The sequence below is a fragment of the Enterobacter cloacae complex sp. P42RS genome, from assembly GCF_014930595.1.
In the GTDB taxonomy this organism is placed as follows: Bacteria; Pseudomonadota; Gammaproteobacteria; order Enterobacterales; family Enterobacteriaceae; genus Enterobacter; species Enterobacter bugandensis.
Genome location: NZ_JADBRK010000002.1, coordinates 362986 through 383870, shown reverse-complemented (window position 1 = coordinate 383870; position 20885 = coordinate 362986). Strand labels below are relative to the sequence as shown.

Sequence of the window (20885 nt, the reverse complement as noted above, 5' to 3'; positions counted from 1 at the left end):
AACCCAGAATCTGGATTACATGTTCGCGATAATCGCGTCGCCAAACTCTGAGCATTTCAGCAGCTTAGCACCTTCCATCAGACGTTCGAAGTCATAGGTGACGGTTTTCGCGTTAATCGCGCCTTCCATACCTTTGACAATCAGGTCTGCGGCTTCGAACCATTCCATATGACGCAGCATCATCTCTGCGGAGAGGATGATAGAGCCTGGGTTCACTTTGTCCTGGCCTGCGTATTTTGGTGCAGTACCGTGGGTTGCTTCGAACAGGGCGCACTCGTCGCCTATGTTCGCGCCAGGGGCGATACCGATACCGCCAACCTGTGCCGCCAGGGCGTCAGAAATGTAGTCACCGTTCAGGTTCATACAGGCGATCACGTCGTATTCAGCAGGACGCAGCAGGATCTGCTGCAGGAACGCATCGGCGATGACATCTTTAATGATGATCTCTTTGCCGGTGTTCGGGTTCTTGATCTTCTGCCACGGGCCGCCGTCGATCAGCTCACCGCCGAACTCTTCGGTCGCCAGCTGGTAGCCCCAGTCTTTGAACGCGCCTTCGGTGAACTTCATGATGTTGCCCTTGTGAACCAGGGTCACAGAATCACGGTCGTTGGTGATCGCGTATTCGATGGCCGCACGCACCAGGCGCTTGGTCCCTTCTTCAGAGCACGGCTTAATGCCGATACCGCAGTGCTCAGGGAAGCGAATTTTCTTCACGCCCATCTCTTCGCGCAGGAATTTAATCACTTTTTCTGCATCAGCAGAGTCCGCTTTCCACTCGATACCCGCGTAGATGTCTTCTGAGTTTTCGCGGAAGATAACCATGTCGGTCAGTTCAGGGTGCTTAACCGGGCTTGGGGTGCCCTGATAGTAACGAACCGGACGCAGACACACGTACAGGTCCAGCTCCTGACGCAGCGCCACGTTCAGGGAACGGATGCCGCCGCCGACCGGAGTGGTCAGTGGGCCTTTAATAGCAACGCGGTAGTCGCGGATCAGGTCCAGCGTTTCTGCTGGCAGCCATACGTCCTGGCCATAAACTTGCGTTGATTTCTCACCGGTGTAAATTTCCATCCAGGAAATTTTACGCTCGCCTTTGTAGGCTTTCTCAACAGCGGCATCAACCACTTTCAGCATTGCCGGGGTAACGTCTACACCGATACCGTCGCCTTCGATGAACGGAATAATCGGATTGTGAGGAACGTTAATCTTGCCGTTTTGCAGGGTGATCTTTTTACCTTCCGCCGGAACAACTACTTTGCTTTCCATTAACCTCTCCTTCGAGCGCTTCTGGTTGTTACTGATCTTATGTTAATAAATTGTAATGAGCCCTTCGATAGTACCTGATTGTCCTGCGCCATGAAAGGTCTTCGTTATTAGGCTATAATGCGGCAATTGATAACACCTGAAAATACCATGAAGAAAACTTCTTTTACAAAACACCGGGTTGAGCGATTCAGCTCACGACAAGCCGCCAGACGACCACAAGAAACCCAGCCAAAGCGGGTTATTCTGTTCAATAAACCCTACGATGTTTTGCCGCAGTTTACCGATGAGGCCGGACGCAGCACGCTAAAGGATTACATCCCCGTTCAGGGCGTCTACGCCGCCGGTCGCCTGGACCGGGACAGCGAAGGACTTTTGGTCCTGACCAACGACGGCGCCCTACAGGCGAAGCTTACACAACCGGGCAAACGCACCGGCAAAATTTACTTCGTGCAGGTCGAAGGCGAGCCGGACGAAGAGACGCTGGCGAAACTGCGCAGCGGGGTGACGCTGAACGACGGTCCCACCCTGCCCGCCGGTATTGAACGCGTGAATGAGCCGGAGTGGCTGTGGCCGCGTAACCCGCCCATTCGCGAGCGTAAATCCATCCCGACAAGCTGGCTCAAAATCACCCTGTATGAAGGCCGCAACCGCCAGGTGAGGCGAATGACCGCGCACGTCGGCTTCCCTACCCTACGTCTGATTCGCTACGCCATGGGCAGCTACACGCTGGATACGCTGGCAAACGGCGAATGGCGCGACGCTGCCCCTTAAGGAGAAACGATGTTTAAACCTCATGTTACGGTCGCCTGCGTGGTGCACGCGCAGGGAAAATTCCTCGTTGTGGAAGAGAGCATCAACGGCAGGGCGCTGTGGAATCAGCCTGCCGGACATCTTGAAGCCAATGAAACGTTGCTGCAGGCCGCGAAGCGCGAGCTTTGGGAAGAGACCGGCATTCGCGCTGAGCCTCAGCACTTCATTCGCATGCACCAGTGGATTGCGCCCGACAGCACCCCATTCCTGCGCTTTTTATTCGCCGTTGAGCTTAGCGAAACGTGCGCCACAGAACCGCATGATGACGATATCGATCGCTGCCTGTGGGTCACCGCCGAGGAGATCCTGAACGCGCCAAACCTGCGCTCGCCGCTGGTTGCGGAAAGCATCCGCTGCTGGCAGTCAGGCGCACGCCTGCCGCTGGGTGTCATCGGAGAATTTAACTGGCCGTTTACAGAGGGTGTCAACGGTGGGGGGGCGTGATAGAATACGCCGCCTTGAAGTTCAATGTCGTGAGTATTCCATGTCAGATAACAGCCAGAAAAAAGTGATCGTCGGCATGTCCGGCGGTGTCGATTCCTCCGTTTCCGCCTACCTGTTGCAGCAACAGGGCTATAAGGTGGAGGGCCTGTTCATGAAGAACTGGGAGGAAGACGATGGCGAGGAATACTGCACTGCCGCAGCGGATCTCGCCGACGCGCAGGCCGTATGCGACAAGCTCGGCATTGAACTGCACACCGTTAACTTTGCCGCAGAATACTGGGACAACGTCTTTGAACTGTTCCTGGAAGAGTACAAAGCGGGCCGTACCCCGAACCCGGATATTCTGTGCAACAAAGAGATCAAATTTAAAGCCTTCCTGGAATTCGCCGCGGAAGATCTGGGCGCTGACTACATTGCGACCGGTCACTACGTGCGTCGTGCGGACGTGAATGGCAAAAGCCAGCTGCTGCGCGGCCTCGACGGCAATAAAGACCAGAGCTACTTCCTTTATACGCTGAGCCACGAACAGATTGCGCAAAGTCTGTTCCCGGTCGGCGAACTGGAAAAGCCGGAAGTGCGTAAAATTGCCGAAGAGCTGGACCTGATCACCGCGAAGAAAAAAGACTCCACCGGTATCTGCTTTATCGGTGAGCGCAAATTCCGTGATTTCCTGGGCCGCTACCTGCCTGCACAGCCAGGTAAAATTGTCACCGTTGATGGCGACGAGATTGGTCAGCATCAGGGGCTGATGTACCACACCTTAGGCCAGCGTAAAGGCCTGGGTATTGGTGGGACGAAAGAAGGCAGCGAAGATCCGTGGTACGTGGTCGACAAAGACGTCGAAAACAATATTCTGGTGGTGGCTCAGGGTCACGACCACCCGCGTCTGATGTCCGTTGGCCTTATCGCACAGCAGTTGCACTGGGTCGATCGCGAGCCCCTGAAAGGCACGCTGCGCTGCACGGTGAAAACGCGCTACCGCCAGACCGATATTCCTTGCACCATCACCGCGCTTGATGACGACCGTATTGACGTCCGTTTCGACGAGCCGGTCGCCGCCGTTACCCCGGGCCAGTCTGCTGTCTTCTACAGCGGCGAAATCTGCCTGGGCGGCGGGATCATTGAACAGCGCCTGCCGCTGCCCGCTGTTTAACCGATTGCACACATAAAGGAGACCGTGTGGCGAAGAATTATTATGACATCACCCTTGCGCTGGCAGGAATTTGCCAGTCTGCTCGTCTGGTGCAACAGCTGGCGCATCAGGGTCACTGTGACGCTGATGCCCTGCACGTTTCGCTCAACAGCGTTATCGACCTCAACCCCGGTTCAACCCTGGGCGTGTTCGGCGGCAGCGAAACCAATCTTCGTCTCGGTCTTGAAACCCTGCTTGGCGTGCTTAACGCCAGTAGCCGTCAGGGGTTAAACGCGGAACTGACCCGCTACACCTTAAGCCTGATGGTGCTTGAGCGTAAGCTGAGCGCGGCGAAAGGCGCGCTCAATACCCTGGGCGATCGCATCGCCGGGCTACAGCGTCAGCTCGACCATTTTGACCTGCAATCTGAAACGCTGCTGAGCGCCATGGCGGGCATTTACGTTGACGTCATCAGCCCGCTGGGCCCGCGCATTCAGGTCACCGGCTCCCCTGCCGTACTGCAAAGCCCGCAGGTGCAGGCGAAGGTCCGCGCTTCCCTGCTGGCTGGGATCCGCGCCGCCGTGCTGTGGCATCAGGTTGGCGGTGGCCGCCTGCAGTTAATGTTTTCTCGTAATCGCCTGACTACTCAGGCAAAACAAATTCTTGCTCATTGTTAACCTCCCGGAGTTGCGAATTATGGAATTATCCTCACTGACCGCCGTATCCCCTGTCGATGGACGCTACGGCGATAAAGTCAGCGCGCTGCGCGGGATCTTCAGCGAATATGGTTTGCTGAAGTTCCGTGTTCAGGTTGAAGTACGCTGGCTGCAGAAGCTGGCCGCCCAGGCAGCAATCAAGGAAGTTCCTGCTTTTGACGAAAAGGCAAACGATTACCTTGATAAAATCGTTGCTGAGTTTAGCGAAGAAGATGCCGCGCGCATTAAGACCATTGAACGCACCACCAACCACGACGTGAAAGCGGTTGAGTATTTCCTGAAAGAGAAAGTGGAAAGCGTCCCGGCTCTGCATGCGGTATCCGAGTTCATTCACTTCGCCTGTACGTCCGAAGATATCAACAACCTGTCTCACGCGCTGATGCTCTCCACCGCGCGTAAAGAAGTGGTGCTGCCTTACTGGCGTAAAATCATCGACGCGGTGAAAGCGCTGTCCGTGGAATACCGCGACATTCCGCTGCTTTCCCGTACCCACGGCCAGCCAGCCACCCCATCCACGATGGGTAAAGAGATGGCGAACGTGGCGTACCGTATGGAGCGCCAATACCGTCAGCTGGAGCAGGTTGAAATTCTGGGTAAAATCAACGGCGCGGTCGGTAACTACAATGCCCACATTGCCGCGTACCCGGAAGTGGACTGGCATCAGTTCAGCGAAGAGTTCGTGACCTCTCTGGGGATCCAGTGGAACCCGTACACCACCCAGATTGAGCCGCACGACTACATTGCAGAGCTGTTTGACTGCATCGCGCGCTTCAACACCATCCTGATCGACTTCGATCGCGACGTGTGGGGCTACATCGCGCTGAACCACTTCAAGCAGAAGACCATCGCCGGGGAAATTGGCTCCTCCACCATGCCGCACAAAGTGAACCCAATCGACTTCGAAAACTCCGAAGGCAACCTGGGCCTGGCGAATGCCGTGCTGCAGCATATGGCGAGCAAGCTGCCGGTTTCCCGCTGGCAGCGCGACCTGACCGACTCCACCGTGCTGCGTAACCTGGGCGTGGGCATTGGCTACGCGCTGATCGCGTATCAGTCCACCCTGAAGGGCGTGAGCAAGCTCGAAGTGAACCGTGACCGTCTTCTGGACGAGCTGGATCACAACTGGGAAGTATTGGCAGAGCCGATTCAGACCGTGATGCGCCGCTACGGTATCGAAAAACCGTACGAGAAGCTGAAAGAGCTGACACGCGGTAAACGCGTCGATGCCGAAGGCATGAAACAGTTTATCGACGGTCTGGCACTGCCGGAAGAAGAGAAAACCCGCCTGAAGGCCATGACTCCGGCGAATTACATTGGCCGCGCCATCACCATGGTTGATGAGCTGAAGTAACGTTCCTTCCCCCCCTTTCCGCCCGGAAAGGGGGTTGCTTTTCCCCGGTTTACTGAATGTTTATCCCCACAGCAACATAATCAGCGTTAAACTATTCATACTATTTATTCTGGGAGAAAAGATGATGCGCGTACTGGTTGTTGAGGATAACGCATTGCTACGCCACCACCTGAAGGTTCAGCTTCAGGAGATGGGACATCAGGTGGATGATGCTGAAGATGCAAAAGAAGCCGATTATTATCTCAATGAACACCTGCCGGACATCGCCATTGTCGATTTAGGCCTGCCTGATGAAGACGGCCTGTCGTTAATTCGTCGCTGGCGCAGCCATGACGTTTCCCTGCCGGTTCTGGTTCTCACCGCCCGCGAAGGCTGGCAGGACAAAGTTGAAGTGCTCAGCGCCGGTGCGGATGATTACGTCACCAAACCGTTTCACATTGAAGAAGTGGCGGCGCGCATGCAGGCGCTGTTACGCCGCAACAGCGGGCTGGCTTCACAGGTTATCTCCATTCCGCCTTTCCAGGTGGATCTCTCCCGTCGCGAGCTGTCGATTAACGATGAAGTGATCAAGCTCACCGCGTTCGAATACACCATTATGGAAACGCTGATCCGTAACAGCGGAAAAGTAGTGAGCAAAGACTCCTTAATGCTCCAGCTCTACCCTGACGCTGAGCTGCGCGAGAGTCACACCATAGACGTGCTGATGGGCCGTTTGCGTAAGAAAATTCAGGCGCAGTATCCGCAGGACGTGATTACGACCGTCCGCGGCCAGGGCTACCTGTTCGAATTACGCTAAATGAGACGGATTTTGCGCCACATTCTGCCCCTCTCGCTGCGGGTTCGTTTTTTACTGGCAACGGCCGCGGTGGTGCTGGTGCTGTCGCTCTCCTACGGTCTGGTCGCCCTGGTGGGCTACAGCGTCAGCTTCGATAAAACGACCTTTCGACTGTTACGCGGCGAAAGTAATCTTTTTTATACCCTGGCCAAATGGGAAGACAACCACATCACCGTTGAAATGCCAGAGAACCTGGATCAACAGAGTCCAACTTTAGCCCTGATTTACAATGAAAAGGGAAAGTTGCTTTGGGCGCAACGCGATATTCCGTGGCTGGCGAAAAGCATTCGTCCGGAGTGGCTCAAAACCAACGGGTTTCATGAGATAGAAGCCGATCTCAATACCACCAGCACGCTGATTCGCGAAGATCGCTCGATGCAGCAAAAGCTCAATGAAATCCGGGCTGACGATGCCGAGACGGAAATGACGCACTCGGTGGCGATCAATATCTACCCGGCGACCATGAACATGCCGCAGTTAACCATTGTGGTGATCGACACCATTCCGGTTGAGCTAAAACGTTCCTATAAGGTCTGGGGCTGGTTCGTTTATGTTCTGGCCGCAAACCTGCTGCTGGTGATCCCGCTGCTTTGGGTGGCGGCGTGGTGGAGCTTGCGCCCTATTGAGTCCCTGGCGCGAGAGGTGCGCGAGCTTGAGGAACATCATCGTGAAAAGCTCAATCCGGAAACCACCCGTGAGCTTACCAGTCTGGTGCGTAACCTCAATCGCCTGCTGAAAAGCGAGCGTGAACGCTATGATAAGTACCGTACGACCCTGACCGACCTCACCCACAGCCTGAAAACGCCGCTGGCCGTAATGCAAAGCACCCTGCGTTCCATGCGCAGCTCAAGGCTGAGCGTCGACGATGCCGAGCCGGTGATGCTGGAACAAATCAGCCGAATCTCGCAGCAAATTGGCTACTATCTGCACCGCGCCAGCATGCGTTCCGGCAGCGCGCTCCTGAGCCGCGAGCTGCACCCGGTGGCCCCGCTGCTGGATAATCTCACGTCCGCCCTTAACAAGGTGTATCAGCGTAAAGGGGTCAACATCAGTCTCGACATTTCGCCTGAGATTAGCTTTGTAGGCGAAAAAAATGACTTTATGGAAGTGATGGGGAACCTGCTGGATAACGCCTGTAAATACTGCCTGGAGTTTGTTGAAGTATCGGCGCGCCAGACGGATAACGAGTTACACATTATCGTTGAGGATGATGGCCCCGGGATCCCGCTTAATAAACGTGATGTGGTGTTCGATCGCGGTCAGCGAGCGGATACGCTGCGCCCCGGTCAGGGCGTGGGTTTAGCCGTCGCCCGCGAGATTGTCGACCAGTATGACGGAAAAATCGAAACCAGCGAAAGCTTGCTCGGCGGGGCCAGAATGGAAGTGATTTTTGGTCGTCAGCAGCCCACATCGGACGATAGTTAACCCGTTATGTGAAAAATGCGAGGATCTCGCAGCCGGGGGGCTGAGCTTCCGTTATAATCCGAGTCAGTAAGAGCCTGCGGATAAAAAAATATGGATTATCACTTAACACTTAACTGGCCCGAGTTTATTGAACGTTACTGGCAAAAGCGCCCGGTGGTTCTGAAACGCGGGTTCAGCAACTTTGTCGACCCTATCTCACCTGACGAGCTGGCCGGTCTGGCCATGGAAAACGAAGTCGACAGCCGTCTGGTCAGCCACCAGGACGGGAAATGGCAGGTCAGCCACGGTCCTTTCGAAAGCTACGATCATCTCGGCGAAAGCAACTGGTCGCTGCTGGTGCAGGCGGTTAACCACTGGCACGAGCCGACTGCCGCGCTAATGCGCCCGTTCCGCGCCCTGCCCGACTGGCGAATGGACGATCTGATGATCTCCTTCTCCGTACCTGGCGGCGGCGTGGGTCCGCATCTGGACCAGTACGACGTGTTTATCATTCAGGGCACGGGCCGCCGCCGCTGGCGCGTGGGCGAAAAAGTGCCGATGAAGCAGCACTGCCCGCACCCGGATCTGCTTCAGGTGGATCCGTTCGAAGGCATTATCGACGAAGAGCTGGAGCCAGGCGATATTCTCTACATTCCGCCAGGATTCTCTCACGAAGGTTACTCCCTGGAGAACTCGCTGAACTACTCTGTCGGGTTCCGCGCGCCAAGCGGCCGCGAAATGATCAGCGGCTTTGCCGACTATGTCCTGCAGCGCGAGCTGGGAAGCTATCGCTACAGCGATCCGGATGTGCCTGCGCGCGAGCATCCGGCAGACATCGTGCCAGAAGAGCTGGATAAGCTGCGCGGCATGATGCTGGACCTGATCAACGAGCCGGAACATTTCAGGCAGTGGTTTGGCGAATTTATTAGCCAGTCACGTCACGAGCTGGACGTTGCACCGCCGGAGCCGCCGTATCAGGCAGATGAGATCTATGATGCGCTGCTGCAGGGTGACAAGCTGGTTCGTCTGGGCGGATTACGCGTGCTGCGCATTGGTGAAGAGGTCTTCGTCAACGGTGAGAAGCTCGACTCCCCGCACCGCCCGGCACTGGAAGCCATTGCCAGCCATATGATACTGACTGCAGAAACCTTTGGCGACGCGCTGGAAGACCCATCCTTCCTCGCGATGCTGGCCGCGCTGGTCAACAGCGGGTACTGGTTCTTTGAGGACTGAGTTGTGACAATGCCCGGTGGCGCAGCGCCACCGGGCATTTTTTTAGCGTTTAGCGGTTAACTCGGCTATGCGCACAATCACCTTCACCGCCTTTTCCATCCCTTCCAGCGTCACAAACTCATGCTTGCCGTGGTAGTTATAGCCCCCGGTAAACAGGTTTGGGCACGGTAGCCCCATAAACGACAGCTGCGAGCCGTCAGTACCGCCGCGAATCGGTTTTAAGACCGGTTCAATATCGCAGTCTCGCATCGCCTGCTGGGCGATATCCAGAATGTGCGGATGGGCCATCACCTTGTCGCGCATATTGTAATAGCTGTCTTCAATGATCAGCTCAATATAGCAGTCAGGATGCAATCCCTTCCCAACCTTCTTGGCGATCTCCATCATTTTGCGCTTGCGCGCCTCAAAAGCTTTACGGTCAAAATCGCGGATGATGTAGTGCATCTGCGCGCTGTCCACGGTGCCTTTGATGCTGGTGAGGTGATAAAAGCCCTCGTACCCCTCTGTCTGTTCAGGGCTCTCTTCCGCCGGGACTTCCGCATGAATACGCGACGCCAGCGACAGCGCGTTCACCATCACCCCTTTGGCAGACCCGGGATGAACGTTGTTTCCGACAATTTTTATGGTCACCGACGCCGCGTTGAAGTTTTCATACTCCAGCTCGCCCACGCCACCGCCGTCGACGGTATACGCCCACTGCGCGTTAAAAGCGTCCACGTCGAAGTGCTTCGCGCCCTTACCAACCTCTTCATCTGGGGTAAAAGCAACGCGGATGTCCCCGTGCGGGATGTTTTTACCTTTCAGCACCGCCAGCGCCGTCATGATTTCCGCGATGCCCGCCTTGTCATCCGCCCCCAGCAGCGTTTTGCCGTCGGTGGTGATCAGCGTCTGGCCGAGCAGCTGGTGCAGCACTGGGAACATCACCGGAGAGAGCACTTCGTCGCCAATCCCCAGCGCGATATCACCGCCGCGGTAGTTTTCCACAATCTGCGGGTTCACGTGTTTGCCGCTAAAATCAGGTGAGGTATCGACATGAGAAATAAAGCCAATCGCCGGAATATCACCCGGCACATTCGCCGGCAGCGTTCCCATCACAGTGCCTTTTTCGCTTAACGTGACGTTGACCAGCCCCATGGCCTCAAGCTGCTCTTTAAGCAGGTTTAACAACTTCCACTGGCCTTCGGTGCTTGGCACCTGGCGGACACCCGGCTTAGATTGGGTATCCAGCGAAACATACTGTAAAAAACGCTCAAGTAATTTATCCATGCAGTCACCCTCACTTTTTGTGACAACATTATCAGTAAGCATCAAAACGCAAATATTGCGTCAGGTCACTTTTATCCCGCAAACGAGAACTTTTTACGTTTATATCTTTATGCGTTAATAAATGTAGCTTATGAATCAGTAACAAGGATTGGCGATTACGGGGGATTGCCGTAGAATGTCCGCCCTCATTACGAGTCACCAAGGTGGTTACACACAAACCCCGCTTCAGTCTGCTGCCTGAGGCGTCTATATGGGACAGCGCAAAAATTGAATACACAATCCCGTTCTCGTTCACCGCTGGTGCAACTGGAACGAATTCGTAAAAGCTTTGATGGCAAAGACGTCATTTCCGACCTCAACCTGACCATCAATGATGGTGAGTTTCTTACGCTGCTTGGCCCTTCCGGCTGCGGCAAAACCACCGTACTGCGCCTTATCGCCGGGCTGGAAAGCGTTGATAATGGCCGCATCCATCTTGAGAACCAGGACATAACCCAGGTTCCTGCCGAAGATCGCCACGTCAATACCGTTTTTCAGAGCTACGCCCTGTTCCCGCACATGACCGTGTTTGAGAACGTGGCGTTTGGCCTGCGGATGCAAAAAACCCCGGCTAATGAGATCGAACCGCGCGTCACCGAAGCCCTGCGCATGGTTCAGCTGGAGACGTTTGCCCAGCGAAAGCCCCACCAGCTCTCCGGCGGTCAGCAGCAGCGCGTGGCCATTGCCCGCGCGGTCGTCAATAAACCGCGCCTGCTTCTGCTGGATGAATCCCTCTCCGCGCTGGATTACAAGCTGCGCAAGCAGATGCAGAACGAGTTGAAAGCGCTACAGCGCAAGCTCGGTATCACCTTTGTCTTCGTCACCCACGATCAGGAAGAGGCGCTGACCATGTCAGACCGTATCGTGGTAATGCGTGACGGTAAGATTGAACAGGACGGTACGCCGCGTGAAATATACGAAGAGCCGAAAAACCTGTTTGTCGCCAGCTTTATTGGCGAGATCAATATCTTCAACGCCACCGTACTTGAGCGTCTGGATGCACAGCGCGTTCGCGCGAACGTAGAGGGACGCGACTGCATTATCACCGTGAACTTTGCCGTCGAGAAAGGACAAAAACTCAACGTCCTGCTGCGCCCGGAAGATCTCCGCGTTGATGAGATCCACGACACGGCCGACGTCGAAGGTCTGATCGGTTACGTTCGCGAACGTAACTATAAAGGGATGACCCTCGAGTCCGTTGTGGAACTGGAGAACGGCAAAATGGTGATGGTCAGCGAATTCTTTAACGAGGACGATCCTGACTTTGACCACTCTCTTGACCAGAAAATGGTTATCAACTGGGTAGAAAGCTGGGAGGTTGTGCTGGCTGATGAAGAACACAAGTAAGTTCCAGAAGGTGGTCATTGCCACTATCGTCGGTTGGCTTGTGTTATTTGTCTTTTTACCCAACCTGATGATCATCGCCACCAGCTTCCTGACCCGCGACGATGCAAACTTCGTTTCGCTGGTCTTTACGCTGGACAACTACGCGCGCCTGCTCGATCCGCTCTATTTCGACGTGCTGCTGCACTCGCTCAATATGGCGCTGATTGCCACCGTGGCCTGCCTGCTTCTGGGGTACCCTTTCGCATGGTTCCTGGCGGGACTGCCGCAAAAGGTGCGCCCGCTGCTGCTGTTTCTGCTGATTGTGCCGTTCTGGACCAACTCGCTGATTCGCATCTACGGGCTGAAAATCTTCCTCAGCACCAAAGGCTACCTCAACGCGTTTCTGCTGTGGCTGGGCGTGATTGATACGCCAGTGCGCATCATGTTTACCCCAGGTGCGGTAATCATTGGCCTGGTCTATATCCTGCTGCCGTTTATGGTGATGCCGCTCTACTCCAGCATTGAGAAGCTCGATAAACCGCTGCTGGAAGCGGCAAAAGATCTGGGGGCCAGCAAGCTGCAGATCTTTATCCGCATTATCATTCCGCTGACCATGCCCGGCATTATTGCGGGCTGTCTGCTGGTGATGCTCCCGGCGATGGGCCTGTTCTACGTGTCTGACCTGATGGGCGGGGCGAAAAACCTGCTTATCGGCAACGTGATTAAGAGCCAGTTCCTGAACATCCGCGACTGGCCGTTCGGCTCCGCGACCAGCATTACGCTCACGGTGGTGATGGGGCTGATGCTGCTGGTCTACTGGCGCGCTTCTCGCCTGCTCAACAAGAAGGTGGAACTCGAATGATCGGTCGACTGCTTCGCGGCGGTTTTATGACCGCCATTTACGCTTACCTTTATATCCCGATTATCATTTTGATCGTGAACTCGTTTAACAGCTCGCGGTTCGGGATCAGCTGGCAGGGGTTTACCACCAACTGGTACAGCCTGCTGATGAACAATGACAGCCTGCTGCAGGCCGCACAGCACTCGCTGACGATGGCGATCGTCTCCGCCACCTTCGCCACGCTGATTGGCTCGCTGACCGCCGTGGCGCTGTATCGCTACCGTTTTCGCGGCAAGCCGTTCGTCAGCGGCATGCTGTTTGTAGTGATGATGTCGCCGGACATCGTGATGGCGATTTCGCTGCTGGTGCTGTTTATGCTGCTGGGCGTACAGCTTGGCTTCTGGTCGCTGCTGTTTTCCCATATCACCTTCTGCCTGCCGTTTGTGGTGGTCACCGTCTACGCGCGTCTGAAAGGGTTCGACGTGCGCATGCTGGAGGCGGCGAAAGATCTGGGTGCCAGCGAGATGATCATCCTGCGCAAAATCATCCTGCCGCTGGCGATGCCTGCCGTCGCCGCCGGATGGCTGCTCAGCTTTACCCTGTCGATGGATGACGTCGTGGTTTCCTCCTTCGTGACCGGGCCGAGCTACGAAATTCTGCCATTGAAGATCTATTCGATGGTAAAAGTTGGCGTCTCACCGGAGGTGAACGCGCTGGCGACCATACTGCTGCTGTTTTCGCTGGTTCTGGTGATCGCCAGCCAGGTTATTGCTCGTGATAAAACAAAATCTCAGGGGACAATGAAATGAAAAAAATGCTCGCCGCTGCGGCGCTGGTGCTCGGCATGGGTGCCGCGCACGCTGATGACAGCAAAACGCTCTACTTCTACAACTGGACCGAGTACGTGCCGCCGGGCCTGCTGGAACAGTTCACAAAGGAGACGGGCATCAAGGTGATCTACTCGACCTACGAGTCGAATGAAACCATGTACGCCAAGCTCAAAACCTACAAGGACGGCGCCTATGATCTGGTCGTTCCTTCCACCTACTTTGTCGATAAAATGCGCAAAGAGGGCATGATCCAGAAGATCGACAAAACGAAGCTAACTAATTTTTCAAACCTCGATCCTGAGATGCTCAACAAGCCGTTCGACCCGAATAACGACTACTCCATTCCGTATATCTGGGGGGCGACGGCGATTGGCGTGAACAGCGAGGCCATCGATCCGAAAACGGTCACCGGCTGGGCGGATCTATGGAAACCGGAATACAAAGGCAGCCTGCTGTTAACCGACGACGCGCGTGAAGTGTTCCAGATCGCGCTGCGTAAACTTGGCTATTCCGGTAACACCACCGATCCGAAAGAGATCGACGCGGCTTACAACGAGCTGAAAAAGCTGATGCCTAACGTGGCGGCATTCAACTCTGATAACCCGGCGAATCCGTATATGGAAGGCGAAGTAAACCTGGGGATGGTGTGGAACGGCTCTGCTTATGTTGCCCGTCAGGCCGGGACGCCGCTGGAGGTGGTCTGGCCGAAGGAAGGCGGGATCTTCTGGATGGATAGCCTCGCGATCCCGGCCAACGCGAAGAATGTGGACGGTGCGCTGAAGCTGATTAATTTCCTGCTGCGTCCGGACGTGGCGAAACAGGTTGCTGAGACGATTGGCTACCCGACGCCAAACCTGGCCGCCCGCAAGCTGCTGAAGCCTGACGTGGCTAACGATAAGTCACTCTATCCGGATGCCGAAACCATCAGCAAAGGAGAATGGCAGAACGATGTAGGCGACGCGAGCCGCCTTTACGAAGAGTATTATCAGAAGTTAAAAGCAGGTCGTTAATGCAATACATAACGGGTGACGCAACGTCGCCCGTTACTCTTACAGCCCCTTCAGAAGCTTATCTACAAACGCTGGCACCACTTCGCTCGCCAGGCCATATTGCTTCTCTTCAAACTCGCTGCCCACCTGGCTCGGCTCCAGATTGAGCTCCACCGTATGCGCCCCGTGCAGTCGCGCTTCGTGAACAAACCCCGCCGCCGGGTAAACGTGCCCTGATGTGCCAATAGCGATAAACACGTCCGCCATCGCCAGCGCGCTGTAGATCTCATCCATCCCCAGCGGCATTTCGCCAAACCAGACCACGTGCGGACGCAGGCGCGACGGGAACTGGCAGCAGTGGCACTTGTCCTCTGGCAGCACGTCCTCTTTCCAGTCCAGCACCTGGCCGCTCCAGGCGCAGCGAACTTTAAGCAGCTCGCCATGCATGTGGATGATGTTCTTGTTACCGGCCCGCTCGTGCAGGTTGTCGATATTCTGTGTCACCAGCAGAAAACGATCCCCGAGCGCCTCTTCCAGCTTCGCCAGCGCCAGATGCGCCGCGTTCGGCGCAATCTCAGGCTGCTGAAGCTGTCGACGGCGAGCGTTGTAAAACGCCTGCACGAGATCCGGATCGCGGGCAAAGCCTTCCGGCGTCGCCACGTCCTCGACGCGGTGCTCTTCCCACAGCCCGTCTGCCGCACGGAAGGTTTGAATTCCTGACTCGGCGGAAATCCCCGCCCCGGTCAGTACCACCACTCTGGGTTTATCCATCGCTTCTGGCATGATTCTGTCTCTGAAAAAGATCCGCTGGCGCAAGCGCTCTCGTAAGCGGCGTTTGTTTTTGCGAAAACGGCTGAGTCGACCCTGGCGACGCGACAGCATAAAGACCTCGTAAACTAATCGGTGAGATGAAGGAATGCGGCTCCGCGCATGCCTCCCGCGTCCCCGTGTCGCGCGCGTTCAATGCGCGGCACGCGGGCGACCGGCAATAAATGTCGGGGCAGACGCCCGGACAACCGTTCCGTAATCGCAGTAAAGTTTGACAGCCCCCCCCCGATCACCAGCAGATCCGGGTCGACGATGGTGAGAATATTTCCCAGACACACCGCCAGCAGATCCAGATAGCGCTCGACGTGCTCACGCGCCTGCGCATCCCCCTGCTCCCACAGGGTAATGATTTGAGGGGCCTCAAGTTTCTGATGATAGAAGTGTTCGTAAAGCCATGCAAACCCGCGTCCTGAGAGATAGTTCTCGATACAGCCGTGCTGGCCGCAGCCGCAGCGGGTCAGCGGGAAATCACGCCCCACCATCTCCAGCGCATCCACCGGGAGACGGATATGACCAAACTCCCCGGTGATGTAGCTGCGCCCGGTAATCGGCTTGCCGTTGATGACAATCCCCCCGCCTACGCCGGTACCGAGGATCAGCCCCATCACCAGCGGATAGCGGCGGAATTCATCGTCCCAGGCTTCAGAGAGGGCAAAGCAGTTGGCATCGTTATCTAAACGCACGTCGCGTTCAAGGAGGGCCGAGAGGTCGGCGCGGAGCGGTTTACCGCTGGCGGCAGGCACGTTGGCGGCATACAGCGTACCGTCGTCGGTTTCCGGCATCCCCGGAATACCAATGCCGACGCTGCCTTTCACGCCAAATCGTTCATCCGCCTGCGCCACCAGCGTGGCAATGGCAGTTAAAAATTCATCGTAGCTTTCGCGCGGCGTGGGAACGCGGGTTTCCCACTGCAGTTTGAGGTCTTTATCAAACACGCCGAGCGCAATCTTGGTGCCGCCAATATCAAATCCATAATACATAACGCATTCCTCTTTCTGACATAGCGGCCTCAGGACCGCTACACCATGACGTAATTACTGGCCACTTAATACCCTCGCCGGATCAATTCGGCTTGCGCGACGCGCCGGATACCAGCTTGCCAGCAAACTCAGTAAAAGTGCTGTAACCAGCACATAAAAAACGTCCAGCCAGTGCAGTTCAGACGGCAGGAAGTCAATAAAATAGATGTCACCGGACAGGAACTGGTGACCAATAAGCTTTTCAATCCCGTTGATAATCGGCGTCAGCTGCAGAGAAACCACCACGCCAATCACCACGCCGCAAAGGCTGCCGAACAGCCCTGCCAGCAAACCGTACCAGACGAAGATGGCGCGAATAAGACCGTCTTTTGCCCCGAGGGTACGCAACACGGCGATGTCGCCGCTCTTATCCTTAACCGCCATGACCAGCGTCGAGACGATATTAAAGCACGCCACGCCAATCACCAGCACCATCGCCAGATACATGATCGCACGGATCATCTGGATATCACGGTACATATATCCGTAAGTGCCGATCCAGCTTTTGATATAGACATAGTTATTGGTGACGCTGCCGGCATCACGCACCAGTTTGTTGGCGTTAAAGACGTCGTTCACCTTAATGGCAATGCCCGTCACGCTGTCGCCCATGTCGAGATACTGGCGCGCATCCTCCAGCGGAACCATCGCAAAGCTATGGTCAAGCTGGCCGCTCAGTTGGAGAATACCGGTGACGTGCAGGCGCACGCGCTTGGGCTGCTGTAATTTGTGATCGGCGCTGGCATTCGGGATCATGATTGACACCCAGTCGCCCTGCTTCACCTTCAGGGCATCAGCAACGCCTTTACCCATAATGATCTGCTGCTCGCCGGCCTTAAAGTTCGCCCACGCGCCGTTCTGCACATATTTCGGCAGCGCGCTGAGCCGCTCCTCCTGGGCCGGGTTGACCCCTTTAACCTGGATGGCGCGCAGGTTAACCCCGCTCTCCACCAGCCCGGTAAAGTTAATGTAGGGCGCGGCCGCGGCAACGCCCGGCACTTTTTCCACTTTGGTGAGTGCATCGCTCCAGTTGGCCCACGGCTGGTTAACCGGCTCGATCTCCCCGTGCGGCACCACCGCAAGAATGCGGTTATTCAGCTCGCGCTCGAAGCCGTTCATGGCGCTTAAGCCGACAATCAGGACCGCCACGCCCAGCGCAATACCGATGGTCGAGATAACGGAGATCAGCGACACCATGCCGCCGCGACGGCGGCCGCGGCTAAAGCGTAACCCGATGAGTAACGATAACGGTGACGCCATTACTCTGCCCCCATGAGGGTCAGTTCCGCATTCAGATGGCCGTCGCGCATCTCAAGCTGGCGCCCCATGCGTTTTGCCAGCTGCAGGTCGTGGGTCACCACCAGAAACGCGGTTCCCTGCGAGGCGTTCAGCTCGCCGAGTAGCTGGAAGATACTGTCCGCATTGCGCGCGTCCAGGTTACCGGTCGGTTCATCCGCCAGCACCAGGCGCGGATTATTGACCAGCGCGCGGGCAATCGCCACGCGCTGGCGCTCGCCGCCGGACAGCTCCGACGGGCGGTGATTTCCCCGGTGGCCCAGCCCTACCGCTTTCAGCATATCGCTGGCGCGGGCGTTGATTTCTGCCGGTTTCTTTTTGCCAATCAGCAGCGGCATCGCCACGTTTTCCAGCGCCGTAAAGTCCGGCAGCAGGTGGTGGAACTGGTAGATAAAGCCCAGCTCACGGTTACGCAGCTCGGCCTTCGCCGCAGAGGACATTTTGCTCATCGGCTGACCGGAGAAGATCACGTCGCCGTTGGTTGGCGTGTCCAGCCCGCCCAGCAGGTGCAGCAGCGTACTTTTGCCCGAGCCGGAGCTGCCGACAATCGCCATCATCTCGCCCTCGCCCACGCTGAAGCTCACATTGTGCAGCACGTCAGTCTGCACAGTGCCTTCCTGATAGCGTTTGGACAGGTTGTCGCATTGCAACAGGATCTTATTCATAACGTAAAGCCTCAGCGGGTTGAGTGGCGGCAGCGCGCCAGGAAGGATAAAGCGTAGAAAGCAGCGCAATGGCCATCGCGGCCAGCGCAATTCCGACCACCTGCAGCGGCTCGATAGCCACCGGCAGCGCCGCGCCGTCAAGGAGCGCGCCGATGATCGGCATTAAATTATTAAGCTGGCTGGCAAGCAGTGCGCCGAGCACGGCGCCCAACAGCGCGCCGATAATGCCTGCACTGGCCCCCTGCACCATAAAGACCGCCATGATCTGGCGCGGCGTCAAACCCTGGGTTTGCAGGATGGCGACTTCGCCCTGCTTCTCCATCACCATCAGGCCCAGCGAGGTGATGATGTTAAATGCAGCCACGGCGACGATCAGGCTCAGCAGCAGCCCCATCATGTTTTTTTCCATGCGCACGGCCTGGAACAGCTCGCCTTTACGCTCGCGCCAGTCCTGCCATTTGGTGCCGTCCGGCAGTTTTTGCTGGCTGAGGGTATCGACCTTCAGCGGCTGATCGAGCCACAGGCGCCAGCCGGTGATATTTCCCGCCGGGTAACGCATCAGGCGTGACGCATCCTGAATGTTCACCAGCATCTGATAGCCGTCAACTTCGCTGTTGGCGGCAAAAGTACCAATCACGTTAAACAGGCGCTGGCTCGGCAGGCGACCCATTGGCGTAAACTGGCTGGCGGACGGCACCATCACGCGCAGCTGATCGCCGCGGTTGACGCCAAGCTGCCCGGCAAGCTGCTCACCCAGAATCACGTTGTATTTTCCGGCTTCCAGATCGGTTTGCTTCACGTTAACCAGGAACGGCGTCAGCGGGTCTTTTTGCGCCGGGTCAATCCCCAGCATCACGCCGACCGCCACGCTGCGGGCGCTTTGCAGCACCACATCGCCAGTGGTTAAGGGCGCAACGCGCGTGACGCCCTGTAACTTCGCCGCGCTTTCCGGCAGCTGTTGCGGGTTAACGGAACCGTTATTCGATGAGAGAACGGCCTGCGGCATCAGCCCCAGGATGTTGTTTTGCAGCTCGCGCTCGAAGCCATTCATGACGGAAAGCACCGTCACCAGAGCCATCACGCCGAGCGTAATGCCAATAGTCGAAAGCCAGGAGACAAAGCGACCGAAGCGGTCCGCGGCGCGCCCACGCATGTAACGTAAGCCTATGAAGAGTGCGACAGGTTGATACATGAAATCCGTCTGTTTGCTGATAGCAGACCCACGAGTATATAAGCGAATCCGTTAAGCGTAAATGACTGAAACCGTAAGCTTTGGTAATCATTTTTCCGAAAAACTCAGATAAATCAGGGTGGTACTTTCCATTTCCCCTCTGGATAGTCTCCACCTTTTCCGAAAAACGTCCCGATACAGACAGTTACCCGTTACATCTCTCTGTCGTTTTAGAACAATTGCCCCTACGTTTATGGCAAAACTGGTATGGGTTACCAATGAAACAAAAAGCATTATGGATTAATCAGATAAAAGGGCTGTGCATCTGTCTGGTGGTGATTTACCACTCGGTCATCACCTTTTATCCTTATCTCAGCGGGGTACAGCATCCGCTCTCCGGTCTCCTCGCCAAATGCTGGGTCTATTTTAACCTCTATCTCGCCCCGTTCCGGATGCCGGTTTTCTTCTTTATCTCCGGCTATCTGATCCGTCGTTATATTGATGAGGTAGACTGGCGCACCAGCCTCGACAAGCGGATCTGGAGCATTGTCTGGGTTCTGGCGCTGTGGGGGATCCTGCAATGGCAGGCGCTGACCCACCTGAACGCCTGGCTGGCGCCCGAACGCGAGCTTGCCACCTCGTCGAACGCGGCCTACGCCGATTCCCTGGCAGGATTTGTGCGGGGCATGCTCACCGCCAGCACCAGCCTGTGGTATCTGTATGCTCTGGTGGTCTACTTCACGCTGTGTAAACTGCTGAGCCGCTGGAAGCTGCCGGTACTCGGACTGCTTGCGCTGGCGAGCATCGCGATCAACTTCCTGCCGCTGCCGTGGTGGGGAATGAACAGCGTGGTACGCAACATGATCTACTACAGCCTGGGGGCGTGGTATGGCGCCGAGCTGATGGCGTGGATGAAAAGCTTCAACCTTCGCCGCACCTGGCTGGCTACTGGCGCTTTCGCGGCCGTCTCCGTGGTGCTGTGGTTTGCTAACGTTCCTCTCCTGCTTTCTCTGCTATCGATCGTGTTGATCATGAAGCTGTTCTACAGCCTTGAGCAGCGTTATGCCGTACATCCCAACAACCTGCTGAACGTGATTGGCTCAAACACCATTGCGATCTATACCACCCACCGCATCTTAATTGAGGCCTTCAGCCTGATCCTGATTGGCGAGATGAATGCCGCTTACTGGCCGGTCTGGGCAGAGCTGTGCTTAATTCTGATCTACCCGTTTGCCAGCCTGCTGATCTGTACCCTTGCCGGGCTTGGGGTGCGTAAAATTTCCACCTCGCTGTTCGGGGACCTTTTCTTCTCTCCTCCGTCTACGCGGAGCCTGTCACCTGCCACCCGTTAATGCCCTCTCCGCCCCCGTTTTGGGGGCGTTTAGCCCTGCCGTGCGGTTACAATTTGCTTATGTAAAACGATC

General features: G+C 56.2%; 20 protein-coding genes. 13 read left to right on the top strand and 7 right to left on the bottom strand.

Annotation, left to right across the window (positions count from 1 at the left end; translation table 11 throughout):
* Positions 1-15: 15 nt before the first annotated feature.
* Positions 16-1266: an NADP-dependent isocitrate dehydrogenase gene (icd, locus tag IM314_RS05160; protein WP_003857898.1), complete on the bottom strand. Its 1251-nt coding sequence runs from the start codon at positions 1264-1266 to the stop codon at positions 16-18.
* Between the two features lie 117 nt (positions 1267-1383).
* Between icd and rluE the strand changes: the two genes are divergently transcribed.
* The 8 genes from rluE (at position 1384) to IM314_RS05120 (ending at position 9191) form a co-directional block, all read left to right on the top strand.
* Positions 1384-2037 carry a 23S rRNA pseudouridine(2457) synthase RluE gene (gene rluE, locus IM314_RS05155; protein WP_045261618.1) on the top strand — a complete coding sequence of 218 codons (654 nt, stop codon included), beginning with the start codon at positions 1384-1386 and terminating at the stop codon, positions 2035-2037.
* Between the two features lie 9 nt (positions 2038-2046).
* Positions 2047-2520 carry an NUDIX hydrolase gene (locus tag IM314_RS05150; protein ID WP_028012752.1) on the top strand — a complete coding sequence of 158 codons (474 nt, stop codon included), beginning with the start codon at positions 2047-2049 and terminating at the stop codon, positions 2518-2520.
* Positions 2521-2560: 40 nt separating this feature from the next.
* Entirely contained in the window at positions 2561-3673 is a 1113-nt protein-coding gene (mnmA, locus tag IM314_RS05145) for a tRNA 2-thiouridine(34) synthase MnmA (protein WP_028012751.1), read from the top strand.
* A 26-nt stretch (positions 3674-3699) separates the two neighbouring features.
* Complete coding sequence (gene hflD, locus IM314_RS05140) at positions 3700-4329, top strand: high frequency lysogenization protein HflD (protein WP_013097081.1); 630 nt, start codon at positions 3700-3702, stop codon at positions 4327-4329.
* 19 nt (positions 4330-4348) lie between these two features.
* The gene (purB, locus tag IM314_RS05135; RefSeq protein WP_014883421.1) at positions 4349-5719 is read left to right on the top strand and encodes an adenylosuccinate lyase; all 1371 of its coding nucleotides are present in this window, start codon (positions 4349-4351) and stop codon (positions 5717-5719) included.
* Positions 5720-5843: 124 nt separating this feature from the next.
* Complete coding sequence (gene phoP, locus IM314_RS05130; RefSeq protein ID WP_025911763.1) at positions 5844-6515, top strand: two-component system response regulator PhoP; 672 nt, start codon at positions 5844-5846, stop codon at positions 6513-6515.
* On the top strand, positions 6516-7979 hold the full coding sequence (gene phoQ / locus IM314_RS05125) for a two-component system sensor histidine kinase PhoQ (protein WP_041910493.1): 1464 nt from the start codon (positions 6516-6518) through the stop codon (positions 7977-7979). It begins immediately after the preceding gene.
* Positions 7980-8069: 90 nt separating this feature from the next.
* The gene (locus IM314_RS05120; protein WP_193358708.1) at positions 8070-9191 is read left to right on the top strand and encodes a cupin domain-containing protein; all 1122 of its coding nucleotides are present in this window, start codon (positions 8070-8072) and stop codon (positions 9189-9191) included.
* Between the two features lie 42 nt (positions 9192-9233).
* Here IM314_RS05120 and pepT read toward each other — a convergent pair whose 3' ends face one another.
* Positions 9234-10457 (bottom strand): peptidase T, encoded by a 1224-nt coding sequence (gene pepT / locus IM314_RS05115; RefSeq protein WP_032644861.1) that lies wholly within the window; start codon positions 10455-10457, stop codon positions 9234-9236.
* 237 nt (positions 10458-10694) lie between these two features.
* Here pepT and potA point away from each other — a divergent pair, with 237 nt between their 5' ends.
* Genes potA through potD form a run of 4 tightly spaced genes read left to right on the top strand, consistent with a single transcriptional unit; the run spans position 10695 to position 14503 of the window.
* Positions 10695-11843: a spermidine/putrescine ABC transporter ATP-binding protein PotA gene (gene potA / locus IM314_RS05110; protein WP_167401640.1), complete on the top strand. Its 1149-nt coding sequence runs from the start codon at positions 10695-10697 to the stop codon at positions 11841-11843.
* On the top strand, positions 11827-12684 hold the full coding sequence (potB, locus tag IM314_RS05105) for a spermidine/putrescine ABC transporter permease PotB (RefSeq protein WP_193358707.1): 858 nt from the start codon (positions 11827-11829) through the stop codon (positions 12682-12684). The genes potA and potB overlap by 17 nt, the downstream gene beginning before the upstream one ends.
* The gene (gene potC / locus IM314_RS05100; protein ID WP_041910498.1) at positions 12681-13472 is read left to right on the top strand and encodes a spermidine/putrescine ABC transporter permease PotC; all 792 of its coding nucleotides are present in this window, start codon (positions 12681-12683) and stop codon (positions 13470-13472) included. The genes potB and potC overlap by 4 nt, the downstream gene beginning before the upstream one ends.
* Positions 13469-14503 (top strand): spermidine/putrescine ABC transporter substrate-binding protein PotD, encoded by a 1035-nt coding sequence (gene potD / locus IM314_RS05095; RefSeq protein WP_028012743.1) that lies wholly within the window; start codon positions 13469-13471, stop codon positions 14501-14503. The genes potC and potD overlap by 4 nt, the downstream gene beginning before the upstream one ends.
* A gap of 39 nt (positions 14504-14542) precedes the next feature.
* Here the strand turns inward: potD and cobB are convergent, their stop codons facing one another.
* Genes cobB through lolC form a run of 5 tightly spaced genes read right to left on the bottom strand, consistent with a single transcriptional unit; the run spans position 14543 to position 19482 of the window.
* Positions 14543-15364, bottom strand: coding sequence for a Sir2 family NAD+-dependent deacetylase (gene cobB, locus IM314_RS05090; protein ID WP_041910499.1), 822 nt, complete (start codon positions 15362-15364; stop codon positions 14543-14545).
* A gap of 14 nt (positions 15365-15378) precedes the next feature.
* The gene (nagK, locus tag IM314_RS05085; RefSeq protein ID WP_193358706.1) at positions 15379-16290 is read right to left on the bottom strand and encodes an N-acetylglucosamine kinase; all 912 of its coding nucleotides are present in this window, start codon (positions 16288-16290) and stop codon (positions 15379-15381) included.
* 54 nt (positions 16291-16344) lie between these two features.
* The gene (lolE, locus tag IM314_RS05080) at positions 16345-17589 is read right to left on the bottom strand and encodes a lipoprotein-releasing ABC transporter permease subunit LolE (RefSeq protein ID WP_193358705.1); all 1245 of its coding nucleotides are present in this window, start codon (positions 17587-17589) and stop codon (positions 16345-16347) included.
* Complete coding sequence (gene lolD, locus IM314_RS05075; RefSeq protein ID WP_008500772.1) at positions 17589-18290, bottom strand: lipoprotein-releasing ABC transporter ATP-binding protein LolD; 702 nt, start codon at positions 18288-18290, stop codon at positions 17589-17591. Before lolD ends, lolE begins: the two co-directional genes overlap by 1 nt.
* Positions 18283-19482 (bottom strand): lipoprotein-releasing ABC transporter permease subunit LolC, encoded by a 1200-nt coding sequence (gene lolC / locus IM314_RS05070; RefSeq protein ID WP_028012739.1) that lies wholly within the window; start codon positions 19480-19482, stop codon positions 18283-18285. Before lolC ends, lolD begins: the two co-directional genes overlap by 8 nt.
* 257 nt (positions 19483-19739) lie before the next feature.
* Between lolC and IM314_RS05065 the strand changes: the two genes are divergently transcribed.
* Complete coding sequence (locus IM314_RS05065; protein WP_193358704.1) at positions 19740-20813, top strand: acyltransferase family protein; 1074 nt, start codon at positions 19740-19742, stop codon at positions 20811-20813.
* The last annotated feature ends 72 nt before the right edge of the window (positions 20814-20885 follow it).

Bases quoted from the DNA above. Each gene is read 5' to 3' on its own strand.
- icd (WP_003857898.1), bottom strand. From the start codon at position 1,266: ATGGAAAGCAAAGTAGTTGTTCCGGCGGAAGGTAAAAAGATCACCCTG.
- rluE (WP_045261618.1), top strand. From the start codon at position 1,384: ATGCGGCAATTGATAACACCTGAAAATACCATGAAGAAAACTTCTTTT.
- IM314_RS05150 (WP_028012752.1), top strand. From the start codon at position 2,047: ATGTTTAAACCTCATGTTACGGTCGCCTGCGTGGTGCACGCGCAGGGA.
- mnmA (WP_028012751.1), top strand. From the start codon at position 2,561: ATGTCAGATAACAGCCAGAAAAAAGTGATCGTCGGCATGTCCGGCGGT.
- purB (WP_014883421.1), top strand. From the start codon at position 4,349: ATGGAATTATCCTCACTGACCGCCGTATCCCCTGTCGATGGACGCTAC.
- phoP (WP_025911763.1), top strand. From the start codon at position 5,844: ATGCGCGTACTGGTTGTTGAGGATAACGCATTGCTACGCCACCACCTG.
- phoQ (WP_041910493.1), top strand. From the start codon at position 6,516: ATGAGACGGATTTTGCGCCACATTCTGCCCCTCTCGCTGCGGGTTCGT.
- IM314_RS05120 (WP_193358708.1), top strand. From the start codon at position 8,070: ATGGATTATCACTTAACACTTAACTGGCCCGAGTTTATTGAACGTTAC.
- pepT (WP_032644861.1), bottom strand. From the start codon at position 10,457: ATGGATAAATTACTTGAGCGTTTTTTACAGTATGTTTCGCTGGATACC.
- potB (WP_193358707.1), top strand. From the start codon at position 11,827: ATGAAGAACACAAGTAAGTTCCAGAAGGTGGTCATTGCCACTATCGTC.
- potC (WP_041910498.1), top strand. From the start codon at position 12,681: ATGATCGGTCGACTGCTTCGCGGCGGTTTTATGACCGCCATTTACGCT.
- potD (WP_028012743.1), top strand. From the start codon at position 13,469: ATGAAAAAAATGCTCGCCGCTGCGGCGCTGGTGCTCGGCATGGGTGCC.
- cobB (WP_041910499.1), bottom strand. From the start codon at position 15,364: ATGCTGTCGCGTCGCCAGGGTCGACTCAGCCGTTTTCGCAAAAACAAA.
- nagK (WP_193358706.1), bottom strand. From the start codon at position 16,290: ATGTATTATGGATTTGATATTGGCGGCACCAAGATTGCGCTCGGCGTG.
- lolE (WP_193358705.1), bottom strand. From the start codon at position 17,589: ATGGCGTCACCGTTATCGTTACTCATCGGGTTACGCTTTAGCCGCGGC.
- lolD (WP_008500772.1), bottom strand. From the start codon at position 18,290: ATGAATAAGATCCTGTTGCAATGCGACAACCTGTCCAAACGCTATCAG.
- lolC (WP_028012739.1), bottom strand. From the start codon at position 19,482: ATGTATCAACCTGTCGCACTCTTCATAGGCTTACGTTACATGCGTGGG.
- IM314_RS05065 (WP_193358704.1), top strand. From the start codon at position 19,740: ATGAAACAAAAAGCATTATGGATTAATCAGATAAAAGGGCTGTGCATC.